General features: G+C 44.6%; 14 protein-coding genes, 7 tRNA genes and 2 rRNA genes. 6 read left to right on the top strand and 17 right to left on the bottom strand.

Annotated features, from left to right (window positions below):
* Nucleotides 1-384: 384 nt before the first annotated feature.
* From glmM to MHB67_RS01050, 11 genes are all read right to left on the bottom strand, one after another.
* Complete coding sequence (gene glmM / locus MHB67_RS01100; RefSeq protein ID WP_342492724.1) at nucleotides 385-1,731, bottom strand: phosphoglucosamine mutase; 1,347 nt, start codon at nucleotides 1,729-1,731, stop codon at nucleotides 385-387.
* A 24-nt stretch (nucleotides 1,732-1,755) separates the two neighbouring features.
* Nucleotides 1,756-3,183 (bottom strand): YbbR-like domain-containing protein, encoded by a 1,428-nt coding sequence (locus MHB67_RS01095; RefSeq protein ID WP_185854041.1) that lies wholly within the window; start codon nucleotides 3,181-3,183, stop codon nucleotides 1,756-1,758.
* Nucleotides 3,176-3,997: a diadenylate cyclase CdaA gene (gene cdaA / locus MHB67_RS01090; protein ID WP_008344027.1), complete on the bottom strand. Its 822-nt coding sequence runs from the start codon at nucleotides 3,995-3,997 to the stop codon at nucleotides 3,176-3,178. The genes MHB67_RS01095 and cdaA overlap by 8 nt, the downstream gene beginning before the upstream one ends.
* A 217-nt stretch (nucleotides 3,998-4,214) precedes the next feature.
* Nucleotides 4,215-4,841: an anti-sigma-W factor RsiW gene (gene rsiW, locus MHB67_RS01085; protein ID WP_024424448.1), complete on the bottom strand. Its 627-nt coding sequence runs from the start codon at nucleotides 4,839-4,841 to the stop codon at nucleotides 4,215-4,217.
* A gap of 14 nt (nucleotides 4,842-4,855) precedes the next feature.
* Complete coding sequence (gene sigW / locus MHB67_RS01080; RefSeq protein ID WP_024424449.1) at nucleotides 4,856-5,419, bottom strand: RNA polymerase sigma factor SigW; 564 nt, start codon at nucleotides 5,417-5,419, stop codon at nucleotides 4,856-4,858.
* A 185-nt stretch (nucleotides 5,420-5,604) separates the two neighbouring features.
* Nucleotides 5,605-6,516 carry an arginase gene (rocF, locus tag MHB67_RS01075; RefSeq protein WP_024424450.1) on the bottom strand — a complete coding sequence of 304 codons (912 nt, stop codon included), beginning with the start codon at nucleotides 6,514-6,516 and terminating at the stop codon, nucleotides 5,605-5,607.
* A gap of 136 nt (nucleotides 6,517-6,652) precedes the next feature.
* Nucleotides 6,653-6,724, bottom strand: a tRNA-Gln gene (locus MHB67_RS01070).
* Between the two features lie 4 nt (nucleotides 6,725-6,728).
* Nucleotides 6,729-6,813, bottom strand: a tRNA-Tyr gene (locus tag MHB67_RS01065).
* A 28-nt stretch (nucleotides 6,814-6,841) separates the two neighbouring features.
* A tRNA-Thr gene (locus MHB67_RS01060) sits at nucleotides 6,842-6,914 on the bottom strand.
* Nucleotides 6,915-6,917: 3 nt separating this feature from the next.
* Nucleotides 6,918-6,993 (bottom strand) — tRNA-Val (locus tag MHB67_RS01055).
* Nucleotides 6,994-6,999: 6 nt separating this feature from the next.
* Nucleotides 7,000-7,074: transfer RNA gene (locus MHB67_RS01050), tRNA-Glu, on the bottom strand.
* Between the two features lie 220 nt (nucleotides 7,075-7,294).
* Here MHB67_RS01050 and murQ point away from each other — a divergent pair.
* From murQ to MHB67_RS01020, 6 genes are read left to right on the top strand one after another with little or no spacing between them, the layout of a single operon-like run.
* Complete coding sequence (murQ, locus tag MHB67_RS01045) at nucleotides 7,295-8,206, top strand: N-acetylmuramic acid 6-phosphate etherase (RefSeq protein WP_342492723.1); 912 nt, start codon at nucleotides 7,295-7,297, stop codon at nucleotides 8,204-8,206.
* Between the two features lie 14 nt (nucleotides 8,207-8,220).
* Complete coding sequence (locus MHB67_RS01040) at nucleotides 8,221-9,090, top strand: MurR/RpiR family transcriptional regulator (protein ID WP_025093532.1); 870 nt, start codon at nucleotides 8,221-8,223, stop codon at nucleotides 9,088-9,090.
* Complete coding sequence (locus tag MHB67_RS01035) at nucleotides 9,087-10,466, top strand: PTS transporter subunit EIIC (RefSeq protein WP_024424453.1); 1,380 nt, start codon at nucleotides 9,087-9,089, stop codon at nucleotides 10,464-10,466. The genes MHB67_RS01040 and MHB67_RS01035 overlap by 4 nt, the downstream gene beginning before the upstream one ends.
* A 13-nt stretch (nucleotides 10,467-10,479) precedes the next feature.
* Nucleotides 10,480-11,835, top strand: coding sequence for a penicillin binding protein PBP4B (pbp4b, locus tag MHB67_RS01030; protein WP_342492722.1), 1,356 nt, complete (start codon nucleotides 10,480-10,482; stop codon nucleotides 11,833-11,835).
* 13 nt (nucleotides 11,836-11,848) lie between these two features.
* Complete coding sequence (locus MHB67_RS01025; protein WP_171463888.1) at nucleotides 11,849-13,768, top strand: glycoside hydrolase family 3 protein; 1,920 nt, start codon at nucleotides 11,849-11,851, stop codon at nucleotides 13,766-13,768.
* Between the two features lie 11 nt (nucleotides 13,769-13,779).
* Nucleotides 13,780-15,024, top strand: a complete 1,245-nt coding sequence (locus tag MHB67_RS01020) for a DUF1343 domain-containing protein (RefSeq protein WP_342492721.1) — start codon at nucleotides 13,780-13,782, stop codon at nucleotides 15,022-15,024.
* 42 nt (nucleotides 15,025-15,066) lie between these two features.
* Here the strand turns inward: MHB67_RS01020 and MHB67_RS01015 are convergent, their stop codons facing one another.
* The 6 genes from MHB67_RS01015 to MHB67_RS00990 form a co-directional block, all read right to left on the bottom strand.
* Complete coding sequence (locus tag MHB67_RS01015) at nucleotides 15,067-16,032, bottom strand: bile acid:sodium symporter family protein (protein ID WP_024424456.1); 966 nt, start codon at nucleotides 16,030-16,032, stop codon at nucleotides 15,067-15,069.
* Nucleotides 16,033-16,094: 62 nt separating this feature from the next.
* Nucleotides 16,095-17,534 (bottom strand): SulP family inorganic anion transporter, encoded by a 1,440-nt coding sequence (locus MHB67_RS01010; RefSeq protein ID WP_268423631.1) that lies wholly within the window; start codon nucleotides 17,532-17,534, stop codon nucleotides 16,095-16,097.
* Between the two features lie 355 nt (nucleotides 17,535-17,889).
* Nucleotides 17,890-17,962: transfer RNA gene (locus tag MHB67_RS01005), tRNA-Thr, on the bottom strand.
* Between the two features lies 1 nt (nucleotide 17,963).
* Nucleotides 17,964-18,038: transfer RNA gene (locus MHB67_RS01000), tRNA-Asn, on the bottom strand.
* 42 nt (nucleotides 18,039-18,080) lie between these two features.
* Nucleotides 18,081-18,196: ribosomal RNA gene (gene rrf / locus MHB67_RS00995) — 5S ribosomal RNA — on the bottom strand.
* Nucleotides 18,197-18,257: 61 nt separating this feature from the next.
* Nucleotides 18,258-21,188, bottom strand: a 23S ribosomal RNA gene (locus tag MHB67_RS00990).
* Nucleotides 21,189-21,367 lie beyond the last annotated feature (179 nt).

Genomic DNA, 21,367 nt, shown 5'->3' with positions numbered 1-21,367 from the left:
CGCCGAAAATTCGATAACCTCCATCCTCGTCAACTAAGCATCTTTCGTCCGATCGCTTAGTTCGGGCGCTATAATTATAAGAGAGTTTCTGAACATCTACCCTGCCTTTCCTGATAGAATAAAAATCCAGTAACACAAGGATGATTGTACTATAAGGTCTGACCTCCGTCAATCACAATTTAGCGGGTGATCCCCTTCATTTGAGAAAGTGAGACCTCCATACACTATATGCGATGAGGCTTGTCACGTTCTACCTTTGATGTGCTCTCCTATGTATGAAGGCAGCTTCAAATTGCCCTCGCTTATATCATTCGTATAGATCCATCCAATTATGTCGTTTATTCGAAAAAAAGCAAACCGCTGGCAGCGGTTTGCTTTCATCTATTACTCAATACCCATTTCTTCTTTCACAACAGCTGTAATTCGAGCCACATATTCATTACACAGCTCTTTTGTTTTCGCCTCTGCCATGACACGTACAAGCGGCTCTGTCCCCGATGGACGAACCAGGATACGGCCGTCACCATTCATCTCTTTTTCGACCTCTTGGATCACCGCTTTTACTTTTTCATTTTCTTCTACTTTATATTTATCAGACACTTTCACATTCACTAAAAGCTGCGGGAACTTTTCCATTTCCGCTGCAAGCTCTGATAATGTTTTTCCTGTCGCTTTGAGCGTATTCACAAGCATGATCGCAGAAAGCATGCCATCACCTGTCGTATTGTAATCAAGGAAAATCAAATGACCTGACTGCTCGCCGCCGACATTATAGCCGTCCTTTTTCATCGCTTCGACCACATAGCGGTCACCAACAGCAGTTTGAATGCTCTTAATGCCTTGCTTCTCAAGCGCTTTATAGAAACCAAGGTTACTCATAACCGTTGACACGACGGTGTCATCCTTTAATCGGCCTTCATCCTTCAAATAACGTGCACATATGTACATAATTTGATCGCCGTCTACGATATCACCTTTTTCATCGACTGCAATTAAACGGTCACCGTCACCATCAAACGCAAGACCAATATCGGCACCCTTCTCCTTCACAAAAGCAGAAAGTGCTTCTGGATGAGTGGAGCCTACACCATCATTGATATTCAATCCGTTTGGAGATGTTCCCATTGTGGACACATCAGCATCTAAATCTGCAAATAAATGTGTCGCTAGAGAAGAGGTTGCACCGTGTGCACAGTCAAGCGCCACGTGAATACCTGTGAAATCCTCATCCGCTGTCTGCTTTAAGAATTGCAAGTATTTCTGACCGCCTTCAAAGTAGTCGTTCACCGTTCCAAGATCGGCTCCAACTGGGCGTGGTAATTGATCGACTGGCTGATCCATCAGCTGCTCAATTTCGTTTTCCTGTTCATCTGACAGCTTAAAGCCGTCACCGCCGAAGAATTTAATGCCGTTGTCTTGAACTGGATTGTGTGAAGCAGAAATCATGACACCCGCTTCAGCATCCATTGCCTTCGTTAAATAAGACACACCAGGTGTTGAGATCACACCTAGACGCATCACTTCAGCTCCAATTGAAAGTAAGCCTGCAACAAGCGCTCCTTCTAACATATGACCAGATACACGTGTGTCTCGACCAACGAGTACCTTTGGACGTTCTTTATCCTTCGTGAGCACATAGCCGCCAAATCTCCCAACTTTAAATGCGAGCTCTGGCGTTAATTGGCTATTCGCTACACCCCTTACACCATCAGTTCCAAAGTACTTGCCCATGTTTCAATCGCTCCTTTTTACCATTCAAGAGGACGCTTCGTCCTCTTTTTTATCTTCTTTGACCCGCTGTCTTTGACTCGATTCTTTCTTTGCTTTATCTTGCGTGGATTCTTCTTTACTCTTCTCACCCTGATCATCATCATCAGTTGATGGATCTTGTTGATCTTTTTGATCCTTCCGATCATTCGTCGAAGCCGGCTGATCCTCTGTATCAGTAGAAGTGAGTTTCACTTTGACCTTTGATCTCGATAATGTCCAAGTCACATTTTGAGGACCATTTACTTGAACTTTGACCTCATGGGTTCCTTCGTTCAAGTCCCCTGCATTGATATAGGCTTCAACATCTGAAGCCTTTAGTTTATCAATCGCACTCTTTGATCCCTTTGCTGTTAACGTGAGCCGTCCAGAAGAGGGGCTCACAAAATCAGAAGTGAGATCCTTGCTCAAACCCACGATAGAAATCGGTACATTATCGATCTTTTTTTCTTCAGCTGTTGCAACCTTCACTTTGATCTTAACGGTTTCGGGTGATACCTTTTTCACACCATCTGGCAGGGGAATATCGGCATCAATCTCCGTATCATCTTTGATCTTGCTTAGGTCCAGCTTGACGCCATCAATAAAATCAAGGGCATCCAGCACCTTTTGAGAGCCGTACACTGTGACCTCACTCGGGCTTGTCTCAATGCTTGAGATGCTGATCCCTTCTGGCAAGCTGCCCGTCCGCTCAATTTTAAAAGGAACCTTTTTGCTTGGACTCGAGATTGGGACCGTAATATCCACCACGGACGGACTTACTTCAACTGGCAGCTCATTCCCGCTGCTATCATACACAGTGAGCTTCGCTTCTTTTTCAATTTGCTGATCGACATCTTCTAAGTTCACAAAAGCTTTAATGACAGAAATTTTGTCGATGACGTCCTTTGATCCAGTAACTGTGACCTTTTTCGGATTCACAATGGGCTGTTCAGGTGAATAGCCGTCTTTGATTTTATTTTGATTATAAAACTCGGTTTCAACAGGAAATTCAGCTGTCGTTTTTTCTTGTATCGTCACAGTCGTCACAGATGGATTAATCGATAGTGTGAGTCCCTTCGATACATCTCTTGCCTTCAGCTCCACTTTATGTGTACCTGTCGATAAGTTCTGCATGTCTGCGTAAATTTCAAAATTCTTTGTTTGTCTTGCTGTTTTCACAGCACTAGTTGATCCTTTAATCGTGACATTGACTGTCTGCGGCACACCAGTGACGACGTACTTCTCGTCATCATAATACGCTTTAACAGGAATGTCGGTTAAAGTTGCTTCATCTGTCGTCGATGTTGGGAAAAAGGATTCACCGATTTTTTTCGGCGTGGGCGCTTGCGCTGAATTGACTGCACCATACAGCAATAAAGCGAAGACCAATGCAAGAAGCTTAACGGCCCAGCGATTATTCAAAATCTTATCCATTTTTCTTGCCCCTCCAATACCATTTGGTCGAGGAAGCATCTTTGCTGTTCTTACTAAATTCAGCAATCAGCATTTCTTCAAGCGCTTCTTCTGTCAATTCTCGGTGGAGATCACCATTCCTTGCAACAGAAATACCGCCAGTTTCCTCAGAAACGATGACAGTTAAGCTGTCTGTCACTTCACTAATTCCGACTGCCGCCCTATGACGCGTCCCCAGCTCCTTAGAGATAAAAGGGCTTTCTGACAGCGGTAAATAGCAAGCTGCAGCTGCAATCTCATCCCGCTTCATAATGACAGCACCGTCATGAAGCGGTGTATTCGGAATGAAAATATTAATGAGCAGCTCTGAACTCACCTTTGCATTCAAAGGAATTCCTGTCTCTATGTAATCATTCATTCCGGTATCGCGCTCAATTGTCAGCAGCGCGCCGATTCTGCGTTTCGCCATATAGTTAATTGCTTTTGTAATTGCCTCGATCGTTTTCTGCTGCTGTTCCTCTACAGGTGTCCCGCTTCTTGAGAAGAAACGGCCGCGCCCAAGCTGCTCAAGCGCTCTCCTTAGCTCTGGCTGAAAAATAATAATGATCGCAAGGAATCCCCACGTAATCGCTTGATCCATCAGCCATTGAAGTGTGTTAAGACCGAGATACGCACTTCCCATCCTGACGAGAACAATGACCACAATTCCCTTTAAAAGCTGAACCGCTTTTGTTCCGCGGATGACCATCATTAATTTATATATCACATACCAAACAACGAGAATATCAACAGCATTACCGAGGTACTGCAAAAAAGGAATATCCCCTAAAGCCATTTCCTCGTCCTCCAGAATTTTCAGTTATTCTTCGTTTGATGCATTTTTTAATATAAAAATAGCCTATGTATCAATACATAGCGTGGCTATTATACCACATTTTGTTTCAGCAAGGAAAATAGTTGCCATATCTGGCTGAGTTGCTAGTATGCGTGAATCCCGCCAATGTATAGAAAAAGAGCAGCCCCCTTAGAGACTGCTCTTTAAGCTGATTGAGTTACTTTTGCTCCTCTGGCCCAATGACCCGCATTACGTTTTGTGCTGTTGATTTCATTTTGTACCAGATCCAATCAAATACTTCATTAATTTCATTAATTTGACCAGTGACTTGTCCGGCAGAAGCAGTCAACTGTTCCCCATTGACGACGGTGACATTTCCATCAACCTTGCCTTCTACAATCAGCTTGCCATTTTTGACAGTGACATCACCCTTTACGGTTTCCCCTTTAGGTACGGTCACTGTATCATTTTCAACGACGAGATTCGGCTGCTTTGACACACTGAAATTATGATCGGTATTCCAGCTCGTAAACAGACTGCCTCCCATTAAAATGAGAAAGAGGGCAGCGGCTACCATCAGCGGGTGAGCTTTGATCCATCTTTGAACCGACACACGCTTTTTCTCCTTTGGAAGACCTGCCATCACCTTTGCAGTGAAATCAGATGGTGCTTCTATATGAGATGTACTCTGCACTAGCGCGATGGATTTCTCAATTTGTTGAAAATGAGTACGGCACTCCTCACACGATTGCAGATGGCTTTTTAATTCTTTTTCGTCTTGGGGCTCAATGTCCCCGTCTAAATACTGATGCATAAGCTGGACGATTCTATCCTGACAGCTCATCAAAATCACCTCACTCAAAGGTCTCTCAACTGTTTCCGGAGAGCCTCTCTACCCCTGTGTATTCTCGTTTTCACCGTACCAACTGGTATATTCAGAATCTCACTAATTTCTTTTAACGAGAGTTCATCAATATACTTTAATACGATGACCGAACGATATTTGTCGGGTAATCTTAAAATTTTTTGCTGAATGGTACTCGATAATTCAAGAGACACCACCTCATCCTCTGGCAAAATGCCATCAGCAGCAATTTGAGAATACATATTTAATCCTTCTGTTCCTGCCACCTCTGCATCTAAATAATAATCCGGCTTTTTTTTGCGAATACGGTCGATGGTCAGGTTGGTTGCAATGCGGTACAGCCACGTGGAAAACTTGCGATTCACATCAAAGCTTTCGATATTCACATAAGCACGAATAAACGCCTCCTGCGCAATATCCTCCGCTTCATGTGCATTCCCAAGCATACGGTAGCACAGCTGATAAATTTTGTCTTTATACAGGTCTACGATGTCTGCAAATGCGTTCTGGTCGCCTTTTTTCACTTGCTTAATTCTCTTTTTAATCATTGTGTCCATAGTATATTCAACCTCTGCCTTCACCGGTCTTTATGTATACGAACCTCTTTCCAAAAGGTTTCATTCTCCTCTAAAAAATAGTGTAACAAATTTTTGACAGTGTGTTACGCTTATCAACCGGTAAAAACCTTAACATATCCTTAAATTTTCCCAAAACAAAAAAAAGAACGGGAACAAGTCCCGCTCTACAATAGCTTTTCACCCATTAATGAACCAATTAACGCAACTGCCGCTTCAGCGGTTTTGTTTTTCTCATCTAAAACCGGATTTACTTCAACAAATTCAGCAGACGTTAGAATACCCGCCTCCTCTAAAAGCTCCATTGCGAGATGACTCTCCCGGTAACTAATGCCGCCTGCTACCGGAGTACCTACACCAGGGCATTCCGCTGGATCTAATCCATCTAAATCAAGCGACAGATGGACACCATCGGTTCTCTCCTTTAGATACGCAATCGCTTCCTCCATCACCCTTGTCATCCCTAAACGATCAATTTCATGCATCGTATACACTTTAATGCCTTTCTCTCGAATCAATGCCCGCTCTCCTTCATCTAAAGATCGAGCACCAATTATAACGACATTTTCAGGCTTCAATTTAGGCGAATAACCGCCAATGTTCGTTAAATCAGCATGCCCAAAACCGAGACTGACAGCAAGCGGCATGCCATGAATATTTCCAGAAGGAGAGGTTTCCTCCGTATTCAAATCCCCGTGTGCATCATACCAAATGACACCTAAGTTTTCATAATGCTTGGCTACCCCAGCAAGTGTGCCAATCGCAATGCTGTGATCACCGCCTAAAATGAGCGGAAACGAACCAGATTGCACAATACTGTCAACCTTCTCAGCAAGCAGCTGATTTGCACCAGCATTCTCCGTCAAATTTTTTAGCTTTTCACTTGTATATAAACCTTTCTCATCATCTCTTTGTTCAACTGGAATATCTCCAAGATCCTCTACATCAAATGAGAGCGTTTCCAATTTTTCTTTTACGCCTGCACAACGAATCGCACTCGGGCCCATATCGACGCCCCTTCTCGTTTGACCCAAGTCCATTGGAACTCCAATAATCGTGACCTTCTTTTGCTCTCCCATATGTACATCCCCTTTCCGTTCATGCTTATATTTTACTTTCTTGATGCCTTCTGACTCAACTCGACAACATTTTGAATAGTTATACAGTCCCTCTGCCAACATAAAAAAAGACACCTTTTTCAAAAAGGTGTCTTAACTGGGCTAGCTGGATTCGAACCAACGCATGACGGAGTCAAAGTCCGTTGCCTTACCGCTTGGCTATAGCCCAAAAATGGTGGAGGGGGACGGATTCGAACCGCCGAACCCGGAGGGAGCGGATTTACAGTCCGCCGCGTTTAGCCACTTCGCTACCCCTCCACATATGGAATTGATAAAGAAAAAACAGTGCCGGCAAGAGGACTTGAACCCCCAACCTACTGATTACAAGTCAGTTGCTCTACCAGTTGAGCTACACCGGCATATGGTGGAGGATGACGGGCTCGAACCGCCGACCCTCTGCTTGTAAGGCAGATGCTCTCCCAGCTGAGCTAATCCTCCACATCATGGTGACCCGTACGGGATTCGAACCCGTGTTACCGCCGTGAAAGGGCGGTGTCTTAACCGCTTGACCAACGGGCCAGTTTGTCAAGTTTGTTGTTTCCGTGAAGCTGACAAAAGTTATTATATACAGGTTGTCCCCCTTTTGTAAAGGGGATTTTTATTTTTTTTATTTTCTAACTATTTACTCCCTATTCGTTCAACAATTTGACTGAAATATAATTTCAATATTCAAATATAATATTGAAATTTCATATCATACTCAATATACTGAAAATGAAGAAATAAGGAGGTATGTCACATGCAGCCATCTCAACTGCGTTCTTTGACAACAGAATCAAGAAACCCAAACACAATGGGAATTTCTCAAGCAGATCCGCTTGGAATACTCCAGATGATCAATGAAGAAGATATGAAGGTCGCTCAAGCAGTCAACCTTGTACTTCCACATGTCAAAACAGCAAGTGACTTTGCTTATGAGTCCATCTCAAATGGAGGCCGACTCGTTTATTTAGGCGCCGGAACAAGCGGCAGAATTGGCGTAATGGATGCTGTCGAATGTCCGCCAACCTATAGCGTCTCACCTGATGTCATTGTTGGCATCATGGCAGGCGGAGACTCAGCTTTTTCTCAAGCTGCCGAAGATGTGGAAGACAGTGAAGATGCCGGCAAACAGGATTTAGTACACATCCACCTGACATCAAAAGATACAGTCGTCGGTATTGCCGCAAGCGGCAGGACACCTTATATCATCGGCGCTTTAAACTACGCAAAGTCAATTGGAGCTAAAACAGTAGCACTCAGCTGCAATGAACAAGCAGAAATTAGCGAGCTTGCAGATTGCGCCATTGAGGTTATTGTAGGACCAGAAGCCATCACTGGGTCAACAAGAATGAAAGCAGCATCCGCTCATAAAATGATTTTAAATATGCTTTCCACCTCAGTCATGATCAGACAAGGCAAAGTATATGAAAACCTGATGGTTGATGTAAAAGTCAGCAATCATAAATTAAAAGAACGCGCCATCACCATCATTCAACATGTGACAAATGCTTCCTACGAACAAGCCGTGAAGACTCTTGAAGCAGCAGACTTAGAAGTCAAAACGGCCATCGTCATGCTCCAAACAAATACAGATAAGAAAACAGCCAAAGATTTACTCAACAAAACGAATGGCCATATTGACAAAGCGATCTCACGTTATCAATCCTAAAGGAGGCAGAGCTCATGTCAGCAGGTGGACTTACCCTACTACACACAATCAAATCAAAGCTTCCCCAATCTGAAAAAATCATTGCAGACTATATCCTTGCCCATCCTGACAAAGTCATTAAAAGCACAGTACATGAAATTAGTCAGGCAGCTGGCGCAAGCAGCTCTGCAGTCATCCGTCTTTGTAAATCTCTCGGGCTGGATGGCTATCAAGATTTAAAAATGCGGATCGCTGGAGACTTGATGCATGACGATAAACAAGGCTACAGAGATATCGAACAAGATGAACCGCTTCAATCCATTATTCAAAAAACAGCAGGAAACTCGATTCAATCGATTAAGGACACCGCTTCTATTTTAAATGCAGATGCTTTAGAAAAGGCTGTTCAATTACTCCTGCATGCAAACCAAATTCATTTTATCGGTGTTGGTGCATCTGGCATCGTCGCAGCTGATGCCCAGCAGAAATTTCTCAGAATTAACTATGCAGCAACAGCCTTCACTGACATGCACATTGCCTCCACCGTCATCGCAAATGCAGGAGAGAATGACATTGTGTTTGGTATCTCCTTTTCAGGAGAAACGTTAGACATCATTCAAGCCCTTCAGCTCGCAAAAGACAATCAAGTGAAAACCATTGCTTTAACACATCCAGGTCATACAAGCGTTTCTGCCTTATGTGATGTTCACCTATCGACGTCCGGTTCCAATGAAGCACCTTTTCGCAGTGCTGCCACTTCCTCTAGAATGGCACAGCTCTACTTAATTGATGTCTTGTTCCTCAGTTTAGCTTCTCGTCAATATGAAGAGACAGCCCAATATATTGACAAAACAAGACATGCCATCCGCTCCATGAAACGAAAATCAAAGGGGGATTCAACATGAGTCATCAAAAGAAATATCAGCAGTTGGCGAAAGACATTCTTTCACTCTGTGGTGGTTCTGAAAATATCTCTTCCCATACACATTGTATGACAAGGCTCCGAATTACACCGATGGACAATGAAAAAGTTCACGTCACAGCAATCAAAGAACTCGATGGCGTCATTGGCGTCGTCGAAGCAGAAACGCTTCAAATCATTTTAGGCACTGGCGTTGTCAACCAAGTATCAAGTGCGTTTGAAGAGCTACTAAATGCCTCTGGCTCTTATGATTTAAACAACGAAGCACAAAAAAACAAGCAAGCCATTTCACAAAAAAACCGCACCCCGTTCAAGCTGTTCTTACGTCGGATTGCCAGCATTTTCATTCCAATCATTCCGGCACTAGTTGCCTCAGGTCTGATTACCGGGATAACAAAAGCAATCGTGCAAGCAGGCTGGCTTGACGAAAAATCTCAAGCTGCGATTATTTTAACGGTTATCGGTTCTGGACTTTTCGCTTATCTCGGGATATTAGTCGGAACAAATGCCGCAAAGGAATTTGGAGGCTCTCCTGCATTAGGCGCATTAGCTGGTATCCTTATTATTAACCCAGCCTCCGCAGACATTATGTTATTTGGCACAAATATTCTACCAGGCAGAGGCGGACTCATCGGTGTTCTTCTAGCCGCCATCTTTATGGCACTTGTGGAAACCCGAATTAGACGCTTCGTCCCGCAATCACTTGATATCATCGTCACACCAACCATCACACTACTCATTACAGGCATTTTCACGTACGTTGTCTTCATGCCAGTCGGCGGATTTATATCTGATGCCATCACCTCAGGACTGACTTATCTATTGAATATGGGCGGAATTTTCGCAGGATTTGTTCTTGGTGCTACCTTCCTCCCACTTGTTGTAACAGGACTTCACCAAGGGCTGACACCGATTCATATGGAACTCATCAATTCAATTGGAGATGACCCGCTTCTGCCAATTCTCGCTATGGGCGGTGCAGGACAGGTAGGCGCTGCATTCGCCATTTATATGAAAACAAAAAAGAAAAAACTCAAAAGAGCCATTGCTGGTGGACTTCCTTCAGGGATGCTGGGCATTGGCGAACCACTCATTTTTGGTGTCACACTCCCGCTGGGACGACCATTTCTCACCGCTTGTCTTGGTGCAGGAATCGGCGGCGCATTTCAAGCTTACTTCCAAATTGCGACGAAAGCCATCGGGGTATCCGGTCTTCCATTAACCTTTATTGTTCACACACATCAAATGCTTCTTTACTTAATTGGACTATTTATCGCATATGTTGCTGGATTTTTCTTCACATACTTATTTGGGTTTCATGATGATATGGCTGTTGAATTCGAGGATCACAATCAATAAGGAGGTCTAGACCTTGAAGAAATGTTTTCTTTTGATCACATGTCTGCTCATGCTCCTTGGGTTACCAGTACAAACATTTGCAACTAGCTCCCATCCTGTATCGTCTTTGTCTAAAACAGCTCATGAAGAATATCCCGTCTTAAAAAAAGCAAAACGACCGGAACAAGTAGGTGTTTCTTCCAGGCAGCTGAGGAAGGTTGATCAAATGATTCAAAATGACATCAAAGCAGGATTTCCAGGAGCCGCTCTCATCATTATCAAGGACGGAAAGATCGTTCATCAAAAAGCCTATGGCTACCGGCAAAAATATGATGGCACAACAGAACTCAAATCGTATAAAAAAATGAAAAAAGATACACTATTCGATTTGGCATCCAATACAAAAATGTATGCGACCAACTATGCCCTGCAAAAGCTTGTCTACGAGAAAAAACTTGATGTCAGCGAAAAAATACAGACCATCCTTCCAGATTTTCAGGATGAACCTGATGCAAAGGTAACCGGTAAAGACCAGCTTCGGGTAAAAGATCTTCTCACCCATTCTGCGGGTCTCCCTTCCAGTGTCTTATTTTATAGCAAAGAATCAGCTGGCTCTTTTTTCTCTCAAGACAGAAAAACAACGATGAAATGGCTGCCAAAGGTACCGCTGCAATACAAGCCAGGTACCCAGCACATTTATAGTGACATTGATTACATGCTGCTAGGCATGATCATCGAGAAAAAAACAGGCATGCCTCTTGATCAATATGTCGAGTCAACGATTTATCGGCCGCTAGGTCTCAAACATACAATGTTCAAGCCGCTGCAAAAAGGGTTCAAGCCGAAACATTTTGCAGCAACTGAACGTTTAGGCAATTCACGAGACGGTGTCATCGATTTTGAAAACATCCGACGGTACACCCTGCTAGGTGAAGTACACGACGAGAAAGCATATTACTCAATGGCGGGTATCTCCGGCCACGCTGGACTTTTCTCGAATACCTCAGATATGGCCGTGCTGCTTCAACTGATGCTTAATAAAGGAGGCTATGGAAAAACAACCATTTTTGATCAGGCTTCTATCGATCTCTTTACAGCCTCATCTGATACGAACCCAACTTACGGGCTAGGCTGGCGAAAAAACGGTCATACTGACATGGAATGGATGTTTGGAAAATATGCAAGTAACGAAGCCTATGGGCATACTGGCTGGACCGGCACAATGACGTTGATTGATCCTAAACACAATTTAGGTGTCGTGTTGCTGACGAATAAGAAACATTCACCCGTTGTTTCACCAGAAACAAATCCTAATCAATTTGAAGGCGACCTGTTCCCAACTGGTACTTATGGAAGCATCATGACCGCAATCTACGAATCTTTTCAGTAAAAGGAGGAATTCGATGTTGAAAGCTCTCTTCCCCGCTGCACTGGTTTTAGCTCTGCTAACCTCTTCCATTCCAACGGAAAAGGTTAGCTCTGCCTCTCTGCCAACTGCTAAACAAATGGTTCAAGACATGTCACTGGATGAAAAGATAGGTCAAATGCTCATGCCGGACTTTCGCAATTGGCAAACAAAAGATGAATCCGCACCTACAGGCTTCACAAAGATGAATAACGAAGTATCTCATCTTGTAGAAAAATATCATCTAGGCGGTGTCATCTTATTTGCTGAGAATGTCGTTGATACAAAACAAACCGTGAAACTCACCCATGAATTTCAAAAAGCATCACCAAACATTCCTTTACTCATTTCCATTGATCAAGAAGGCGGAATCGTCACAAGGTTACAAAAGGGAACACATTTCCCAGGAAATATGTCGATTGGTGCCTCTAGAAGCAAAAAAAATGCATATGACACAGGAAAAATCATCGGAAAAGAATTAAACGCCTTAGGCATCAATACAAACTTCTCTCCTGTGCTTGATGTGAATAATAACCCAAACAACCCCGTCATTGGTGTCCGTTCCTTTAGCTCTGATCCTGCTCTTGTCTCTAGACTTGGCCTTCAAACCATGAAAGGACTTCAAAAGGAAAAGACCATTTCCACACTAAAACATTTCCCGGGACATGGTGATACAGCCGTCGATAGTCACTACGGCTTGCCGCTCGTAGAGCATGATCTAGATCGTTTAAGAAAGGTTGAGCTGTATCCGTTCCAACAAGCGATCAATGCTGGTGCAGATATGGTCATGACCGCTCATGTGCAATTTCCTGCCATTGATGACACAACGTATCGAAGCAAAAAAGATGGCGAGGACATCATGGTTCCAGCAACCTTATCAAAAAAAGTTATCACAAACTTATTAAAAGAAGAGATGGGCTTTCAAGGTGTTGTTGTGACAGACGCTCTAAATATGAAAGCGATTGCAGATAATTTCGGACAGGAAGAAGCCGTAGTGATGGCCATTAAAGCAGGGGTCGACATAGCTCTCATGCCAGCACCAGTCACCTCATTAAAAACAGAGAAAAACCTAGAGAATGTATTCAATGCTGTCAAACAAGCGATTTTAAAGAAAGAGATTCCGATGTCGCAGATTAACGAATCTGTCGAAAAAATTCTTCAATTGAAAATCAAACGCGGCATTATTTCCTCCAAAAAACCAATCAGTCTTGAGAAAAAAATCAAAAAAGCCACTCAAGTCGTCGGGAAAAAGTCGCACCTTAAAGCAGAACAAAAAATGGCACGTGAAGGAATCACCCTGCTTAAAAACAACAAAAAGACCTTACCTTTCAAGCCTAAAAAGAATGACAAAATCGTGGTCATGGCACCTTACGAAGATCAGACTAAAGCAATGTCTGTCACAGTCGAATCTCTCATGAAACAAAAAAAGATCAAGCCTGTACGCATCCAGTCATATGCTTTTGCGGATAAAACGTTCACCAAAGATACAGCCAAACTGATTCAAGAAGCTGACTATGTCATCACGGGCTCTTACGTTGTCCAAAATGACCCAGCTGTGAATGACGGCGTAATTGATGACAATGTCCAGGACCCGAAAAAATGGGCAACTGCCTTCCCTCGTGCTGTCATGAAAGAAGCAGCAGCACAAAACAAAAAAATGGTCATCATGAGTCTTAGAAACCCTTATGATGTGGCAAATTTTGAAGAAGCTGATGCCTTACTAGCTGTGTACGGTTTTAAAGGCTACTCAAACGGACAATTCAATCAGCCAAATATTCCTGCTGGACTAGAAGTGATATTTGGAGCTGCATCACCTAAAGGGAAACTGCCAGTTGATATCCCATCTGTCACTCATCCAAATCAAACCCTTTACCCATTCGGCTATGGCCTCAACTTGAAAGGGAAACAGTTCAAATAGGAGGGATTCTCTTGAAGAAAACAGTCAGTTTCATACTCGCAAGCTTTCTCATGATGAGCACATTGACCGCCGCCTCTCCCGCAGAAGAACGAACAGATACAAAAGGAAAAAAAGCAACAGTCAAAACAGGGATCGAAACACTTCTCTCAAGCAACCTTTCATGGCTAAAAGGGAAAAGAGTTGGTCTCATTACCAACCCGACTGGCATTGATGCAAATATGAAAAGCAGTGTCGATCTCCTATTTGAACATCCAAATATCAAGCTCACTGCTTTATATGGACCTGAACACGGCGTACGCGGCGATGCACAAGCAGGAGAAGGCGTCGAATCCTATACCGATGAAAAAACAGGTCTTCCTGTTTACTCTCTTTATGGAAAAACAAGAAAACCAACTCCTGAAATGCTGAAAAATGTAGATATCCTGCTGTTTGATATTCAAGACGTTGGTGCTCGTTATTACACCTATATTTACACAATGGCCTATGCGATGGAAGCTGCTAAGGAAAACAACATTCCCTTTGTTGTCCTAGACCGCCCAAATCCCATTAGCGGACTAAAAGTAGAAGGACCTGTTTTAGAGCCTGAACACGCCTCATTTGTAGGGCTCTATCCAATCCCATTAAGACATGGAATGACCACTGGTGAACTTGCAAAACTGTTTAACAAAGAGTTTCATATCAATGCTGATGTAACAGTCGTAAAAATGAAAAATTGGAAGCGGTCCATGACATTTGATGACACAAAGCTGCCGTTCGTCCTTCCTTCTCCTAACATGCCAACAGTGGATAGTACCTTTGTATATCCTGCCACAGGATTAATTGAAGGCACAAATGTCTCTGAAGGCAGAGGAACGACTAAACCATTTGAGCTCATTGGTGCACCATATATCAATAGCAGCGAGCTGGCAGATCACTTAAATCAGCTAAAACTAAAAGGCGTTCAATTTAGACCTGTGTCATTCACCCCCACATTTTCTAAACATGCCGGTACACTATCTCATGGTGTGCAGTTATACGTCACAGACCGCTCATCCTTCGAAGCGGTGAAAACGGGGTTATCCATTATCAAAGCAATACATGATTTATACCCTAATGACTTTCAGTTCCTTCAAACAGGCAGCTTTGACAAACTCATTGGGAATGGCTGGATGAAAGAAGAGATCAATAAAGGAACTTCCGTCAAACACATTATGAAACGCTATCATCACGACCTCAAAACATTCGAAAAGAAGCGAAAAAAATATCTCATCTATTAAATCACAGAAAAAACCTCCATCTATCAAAGGATGGAGGTTTTTTCATGAGAAAGATTTGGTCACAGCAGGTGCTTTCAGCTCAAAACGATTGAGTAAGAAACCAAACAAGGCAGCAAGCACTTGCTGAAACAGCATGCCGATCACCACAGGAACAGCGACAGCTGGCGGGAAAAAGCTAATGGCAAGCACAGCCCCCGCACTAATGTTTCTCATACCGCCCGTATACACGATGGCCACAATCTCTCCTTGAGTACATTTCATCGTCTTTCCAATCAACCATGCAAACGCATATCCGCTCATCGCAATGAGAAACACAGTCGCTGCCTTGCTAAAAAATGCGGCATCCAGTTCACGCAAGTATGGCGCAACAACAGAACTGTTAATCGACACCACTACAAACAAGCCTATTTTTGAAAAAGGTGACAGTGTCTGACTGATCATTTTCGTCACAGCAGGCTTTGCATAGTGACGAACGAGCATCCCTAAAATAGATGGAAGCACCACCATCCCAAACAGTCCTTTCATGATCGCGACCATGTCCATATGAACCTGTGTACCGGCTAAAAGTGACAAACTGGCTGGCACAATCAATGGCGAAAGCAATGTATCAATTAAAATAATGGATAACGTTAACCCAACATTCCCCTTATACATTGCCGCCCATATTAAACTAGAAACTCCTGTGGGAATCACCATTGCAAGTGTCAAACCGGTGATCGTCATGGCATCACCCGCAAATATGAGATGTCCCGCTGACCAAGCATAAAGAGGCATCAATACGTGTAAAATCATAAACGATAAAATCAAAGGCAATGGGTGCATCACCGTATGCTTTAAAGCCGAAAAAGTAGAAGACAAACTCCCTGCAAAGGTCATCACAGCAAATACCCATGGCACCAAAAACGTAAAATCCTTTAAATAGGCCGCCAACAAAACACCGAGTAACACACTAAAAGGTGTAATGAGCGGCATCATCCGGCCGAGCACTTGATTCAAACGCACAAGCATGCCGGCCACCTCCATCCCTTCACTTTCTTACCTTTTCTATTGTAACAGACAGAAAGGTCTTTTTAAGAACCATTCACTTGTTTCACAAGCTTTTGACTTGATGTATCCATTCCAACTACGTCCACCTGGACGCCATTTGATTGATACCTTTCCTTTATACGTTCTATCGCTGCTACGCCTGATTCATCCCATATACGTGCTTCAGACAAATCAATCACAACAGATTGGAGTTCTTTCCCCTGATGGAAAGCTTGGATCAAATCAGTGACAGAAGCAAAAAAAATTTGTCCTTTAACTCGATATTCCCAAGTACCTGCCTGGCTTTCTTTAGACGTAATATGAAGCTTCGATATCTTCGCGACAAAGAATACCGCACTAAGCAGTACACCTGCAAAAACGCCTTTTGATAAATCATGAGTCAACACCACCGTCACGACCGTGACAACCATCACAATAGAATCTGTTTTCGGATTCTTTTTTAGCTGCTGAAAGGAACTCCAATCAAATGTGCCAATGGAGACCATGAACATCACAGCCACTAGAGCAGCCATCGGAATTTGAACCACGACATCACCTAGTACAAAAATCAGCACCATTAAAAAAGCACCCGTTACAAAGGTAGAAAGCCGGCCTCGTCCTCCTGCCTTCGTATTAATCACAGATTGGCCAATCATCGCACAGCCAGCCATACCACCAAAGAATCCAGCAACCACATTGGCAATCCCTTGACCTCTCGCTTCTTTGTTCTTATTACTAGACGTCTCTGTCATATCATCGACAATCTGTGCGGTTAAAAGAGACTCAAGTAAACCAACCATCGCAAGTGCTAAAGAATAAGGAAAAATGATAGCAAGTGTTTCCCAGTTAAACGGAACTTGAGGTATCAGAAAAACAGGCAAAGAACTAGGAAGCTCTCCCATATCTCCAACTGTTCTAACATCAATATGTCCAAATACGGCCAATATCGTCATTACAATAATGGCAATGAGTGGGGAAGGTATCACCTTTATCACCATAGGCAATAAATAAATGATCAGCAAGGCGCCCCCTGTCATCATATACATAGCCATTGATTCCCCAACGAAATGTGGAAGCTGAGCCATGAAGATCATAATAGCCAACGCATTGACAAAGCCAACCATGACGGACCTCGGAATAAATTTCATCAAACGAGACACTCGGCACAATCCAAACACAATTTGAATCAAACCCGTCAAAATCGTAGCTGCAAACAAATATTGCAACCCATAATCAGCGACCAAGTTAACCATGACAAGAGCCATAGCCCCTGTTGCAGCCGAAATCATGCCTGGGCGTCCACCAACAAACGAAATCACAATCGCGATACAAAATGATGCATACAAGCCGACCTTCGGATCAACGCCCGCAATAATCGAAAACGCAATTGCCTCAGGAATTAAAGCCAGTGCGACTAATATACCCGCAAGCACGTCCTGACGTACATGTCCAAACCATTCTTGCTTTACAAATAAATCTTTCAAACCATCTACTCCTTTTTATATACATACCGTACATGGAAAAAGAAGATCAACTATACCTGGAGATAAAGAAAGGGAAAACAAACGATACTTCACTTTCGGGGGAAAAGAGGAACGTACAGAGTCTTTTAATATAGAGGATATCACTTTAGTAAGAATAAAAGAAAGAGAATGAAGAATCAAGAACAAAAAGAAGGAGATAAGTAAAAAATCGATGCAACACTTCTGTGCAAGCCGTTTTATTCTCTTTCCTAATGTCTTCAGTCTACTGATCATCGAGCAGTTCAATATATATGTAAACAAACAAAAAAAGCCTTCTCATCATCGAGAAACCTTGTCATATCAACATATAGAGGAAAGCTTCCAAGCGGGCTCGAACCGCTGACCTCTTCCTTACCATGGAAGTGCTCTACCTACTGAGCTATGGAAGCATGGCTCCGCAGGTAGGACTCGAACCTACGACCGATCGGTTAACAGCCGATAGCTCTACCACTGAGCTACTGCGGAATGATAAAGTAACTTCTTCCATTGGAAGGATATAAACAAAAAGCTTGGCGGCGTCCTACTCTCACAGGGGGAAACCCCCAACTACCATCGGCGCTGAAGAGCTTAACTTCCGTGTTCGGTATGGGAACGGGTGTGACCTCTTCGCTATCGCCACCAAACCTGATGGAGAGAATGTTCTCTCAAAACTAGATAACAATGTTCATGCTTCACATTAGAATATAGGTTAAGTCCTCGATCTATTAGTATCTGTCAGCTCCACGTGTCACCACGCTTCCACCTCAGACCTATCAACCTGATCATCTTTCAGGGATCTTACTTCCTTGCGGAATGGGAAATCTCATCTTGAGGGGGGCTTCATGCTTAGATGCTTTCAGCACTTATCCCGTCCGCACATAGCTACCCAGCGATGCCCTTGGCAGAACAACTGGTACACCAGCGGTGCGTCCATCCCGGTCCTCTCGTACTAAGGACAGCTCCTCTCAAATTTCCTGCGCCCGCGACGGATAGGGACCGAACTGTCTCACGACGTTCTGAACCCAGCTCGCGTACCGCTTTAATGGGCGAACAGCCCAACCCTTGGGACCGACTACAGCCCCAGGATGCGATGAGCCGACATCGAGGTGCCAAACCTCCCCGTCGATGTGGACTCTTGGGGGAGATAAGCCTGTTATCCCCGGGGTAGCTTTTATCCGTTGAGCGATGGCCCTTCCATGCGGAACCACCGGATCACTAAGCCCGACTTTCGTCCCTGCTCGACTTGTAGGTCTCGCAGTCAAGCTCCCTTGTGCCTTTACACTCTGCGAATGATTTCCAACCATTCTGAGGGAACCTTTGGGCGCCTCCGTTACATTTTAGGAGGCGACCGCCCCAGTCAAACTGCCCACCTGACACTGTCTCCCTGCCCGATAAGGGCAGCGGGTTAGAAGGTCAATACAGCCAGGGTAGTATCCCACCGATGCCTCCACCGAAGCTAGCGCTCCGGTTTCCAAGGCTCCTACCTATCCTGTACAAGCTGTACCAACATTCAATATCAGGCTGCAGTAAAGCTCCACGGGGTCTTTCCGTCCTGTCGCGGGTAACCTGCATCTTCACAGGTACTATAATTTCACCGAGTCTCTCGTTGAGACAGTGCCCAGATCGTTGCGCCTTTCGTGCGGGTCGGAACTTACCCGACAAGGAATTTCGCTACCTTAGGACCGTTATAGTTACGGCCGCCGTTTACTGGGGCTTCAATTCGCACCTTCGCTTACGCTAAGCGCTCCTCTTAACCTTCCAGCACCGGGCAGGCGTCAGCCCCTATACTTCGCCTTACGGCTTCGCAGAGACCTGTGTTTTTGCTAAACAGTCGCCTGGGCCTATTCACTGCGGCTTCTCGGGGCTTTAACACCCTAAGAAGCACCCCTTCTCCCGAAGTTACGGGGTCATTTTGCCGAGTTCCTTAACGAGAGTTCTCTCGATCACCTTAGGATTCTCTCCTCGCCTACCTGTGTCGGTTTGCGGTACGGGCACCTCTCACCTCGCTAGAGGCTTTTCTTGGCAGTGTGGAATCAGGAACTTCGCTACTAAATTTCGCTCGCCATCACAGCTCAGCCTTCACGGGAAACGGATTTGCCTATTTCCCAGCCTAACTGCTTGGACGCGGATATCCAATACCGCGCTTACCCTATCCTCCTGCGTCCCCCCATTGCTCAAATGGTGAGGAGGTGGTACAGGAATATCAACCTGTTGTCCATCGCCTACGCCTTTCGGCCTCGGCTTAGGTCCCGACTAACCCTGAGCGGACGAGCCTTCCTCAGGAAACCTTAGGCATTCGGTGGACGGGATTCTCACCCGTCTTTCGCTACTCATACCGGCATTCTCACTTCTAAGCGCTCCACCAGTCCTTCCGGTCTGGCTTCACAGCCCTTAGAACGCTCTCCTACCACTGTTCGTAAGAACAGTCCGCAGCTTCGGTGATACGTTTAGCCCCGGTACATTTTCGGCGCAGAGTCACTCGACCAGTGAGCTATTACGCACTCTTTAAATGGTGGCTGCTTCTAAGCCAACATCCTGGTTGTCTAAGCAACTCCACATCCTTTTCCACTTAACGTATACTTTGGGACCTTAGCTGGCGGTCTGGGCTGTTTCCCTTTCGACTACGGATCTTATCACTCGCAGTCTGACTCCCAAGGATAAGTCATCGGCATTCGGAGTTTGACTGAATTCGGTAACCCGGTAGGGGCCCCTAGTCCAATCAGTGCTCTACCTCCGAGACTCTTACCTTGAGGCTAGCCCTAAAGCTATTTCGGAGAGAACCAGCTATCTCCAGGTTCGATTGGCATTTCACCCCTACCCACACCTCATCCCCGCACTTTTCAACGTGCGTGGGTTCGGGCCTCCATTCAGTGTTACCTGAACTTCACCCTGGACATGGGTAGATCACCTGGTTTCGGGTCTACGACCACGTACTCATGCGCCCTATTCAGACTCGCTTTCGCTGCGGCTCCGCATCTTCTGCTTAACCTTGCACGGGATCGTAACTCGCCGGTTCATTCTACAAAAGGCACGCCATCACCCGTTAACGGGCTCTGACTACTTGTAGGCACACGGTTTCAGGATCTATTTCACTCCCCTTCCGGGGTGCTTTTCACCTTTCCCTCACGGTACTGGTTCACTATCGGTCACTAGGGAGTATTTAGCCTTGGGAGATGGTCCTCCCGGATTCCGACGGAATTTCACGTGTTCCGCCGTACTCAGGATCCACTCTGGAGAGAACGACATTTCAGTTACAGGGCTGTTACCTTCTTTGGCGGGCCTTTCCAGACCTCTTCGCTTATATCATTCCTTTGTAACTCCGTATAGAGTGTCCTACAACCCCAAGAGGCAAGCCTCTTGGTTTGGGCTGTTCCCGTTTCGCTCGCCGCTACTCAGGGAATCGCATTTGCTTTCTCTTCCTCCGGGTACTTAGATGTTTCAGTTCCCCGGGTATGCCTTCTCATACTCTATGTATTCAAGTATGGATACTACTCCATTACGAGCAGTGGGTTTCCCCATTCGGAAATCTCCGGATCAAAGCTTGCTTACAGCTCCCCGAAGCATATCGGTGTTCGTCCCGTCCTTCATCGGCTCCTAGTGCCAAGGCATCCACCGTGCGCCCTTTCTAACTTAACCATTTCTTACTTTAGAAAGAATCACTATGTGTGATGAACTTTGCATTGCATTCAATGTGAATGTATTACTTATTGTTATCTAGTTTTCAAAGAACAATCCTGTCTCGCTAGAGACATGTTTTGAAGGAATGATCCTTCAAAACTAAACAAGACGAAAACGTACGCTGCTCCATATATCCT

This window comes from Bacillus sp. FSL H8-0516 (assembly GCF_038635285.1).
Classification (GTDB): domain Bacteria; phylum Bacillota; class Bacilli; order Bacillales; family Bacillaceae; genus Bacillus; species Bacillus safensis.
Note: the sequence above shows the minus strand (reverse complement) of the source record. Positions and strands in the feature narration are given on the sequence as shown.